Here is a 1,424-nt window from a genome sequence, read left to right as displayed (position 1 = left end):
AAGTCAGATCGTACCAATAAGCAGGTTCAGGGACTGAATGGTAGCAAAACTATTGAAATCAAAGATCCTTTAACTGGGGATGTGACTGAAAAAGAAGTGGTCGTTGATTCCGGCAGCGTTGCAAAAGGTAAACATGCTGAATTCTGGGGAACTGGTCTTAAATATGATGCCAATAACCTGTATCTGGCAGCAGTGTATTCAGAAACCCAGAATATGACGACCTTTGGTGATCAAGGTGTTGCGGATAAAGCTCAGAATATCGAAGCCGTTGTTCAGTATCAGTTTGATTTTGGTCTGCGTCCGTCTCTGGCCTACCTTCAGTCCCGAGGACAGGATGTTATGGTTGGTGGTGTGAACCATGGCGATCAGGATCTGGTTAAATATATTGATGTCGGTGCGACTTATTACTTTAACAAGAATATGTCCACCCATGTTGATTATAAAATTAACCTGATTGAGGAAAGTGAATTTACCCGGAAAGCCGGTGTTGCGACAGATAATATCGTTGCTGTGGGTATGACTTATCAGTTCTGATTATTGCTGATAAGTATAATAAATACGGGCCGTCAGCCCTTACTGGCGGCCTGTATCAATGAAAACACAGTTTTCATTGGTCACTGCGATCAGCAATTGCCATCTGGCATGTGTTGATTTAACTTTCTGTTATTACCTTTATTGGTTTTATTTTAAATTGGACTTTTATTGTTCGGGGCGCGGTTGCGCCCCTTTTTTATGGGCGGATATATGCAGGATATTCACGAAGAAAGCCTGAACGAGTCGGTTAAATCAGAGCAGTCACCGCGGGTGGTGCTCTGGGAAATCGACCTGACGGTGCAGGGCGGTGAGCGGTATTTTTTCTGCAATGAGCTGAATGAAAAAGGGGAGCCGGTGACCTGGCAGGGGCGTGAATATCAGGCCTACCCGATTGAGGGCAGCGGCTTTGAGATGAACGGAAAGGGCAGCAGTGCCCGCCCGTCGCTGACGGTGTCCAATCTGTTTGGCCTTGCCACCGGGATGGCGGAGGATTTGCAGAGCCTGGTGGGGGCCACGGTGGTCCGTCGCCGGGTGTATGCGCGTTTTCTGGATGCGGTGAACTTTGTGGCAGGCAATCCTGAGGCAGACCCGGAGCAGGAGCTGACGGACCGCTGGGTGGTGGAGCAGATGTCAGCGCTGACGGCCATGACGGCCTCGTTTGTGCTGGCGACACCGACGGAGACGGACGGTGCGCTGTTTCCCGGTCGCATCATGCTGGCGAACACCTGTATGTGGGATTACCGGGGCGATGAATGCGGGTATAACGGTCCGGCAGTGGCGGATGAGTTCGACAACCCCACCACGGATATCCGGAAGGACAGATGCAGTAAATGCATGCGCGGGTGTGAGATGCGCGGCATGGTGGCTAATTTCGGCGGTTTCCTTTCCAT

The 1,424-nt window shown here is 50.5% G+C and carries 2 protein-coding genes; both read left to right on the top strand.

All coding sequences use genetic code 11. The annotated features are described in order from the left end of the window. Positions 1 to 534: porin (locus tag E0D98_RS24155; protein WP_240723764.1), on the top strand; the 534-nt coding region annotated here is incomplete at its 5' end. Between the two features lie 210 nt (positions 535 to 744). Continuing rightward, positions 745 to 1,424 (top strand): phage minor tail protein L (locus E0D98_RS24150; protein ID WP_131891252.1); only part of this gene is annotated, 680 nt, incomplete at its 3' end.

Origin of the sequence: Escherichia sp. KCJ4928 (assembly GCF_004352695.1) — a bacterium.
Classification (GTDB): Bacteria; Pseudomonadota; Gammaproteobacteria; order Enterobacterales; family Enterobacteriaceae; genus ECMA0423.
Note: the sequence above shows the minus strand (reverse complement) of the source record. Positions and strands in the feature narration are given on the sequence as shown.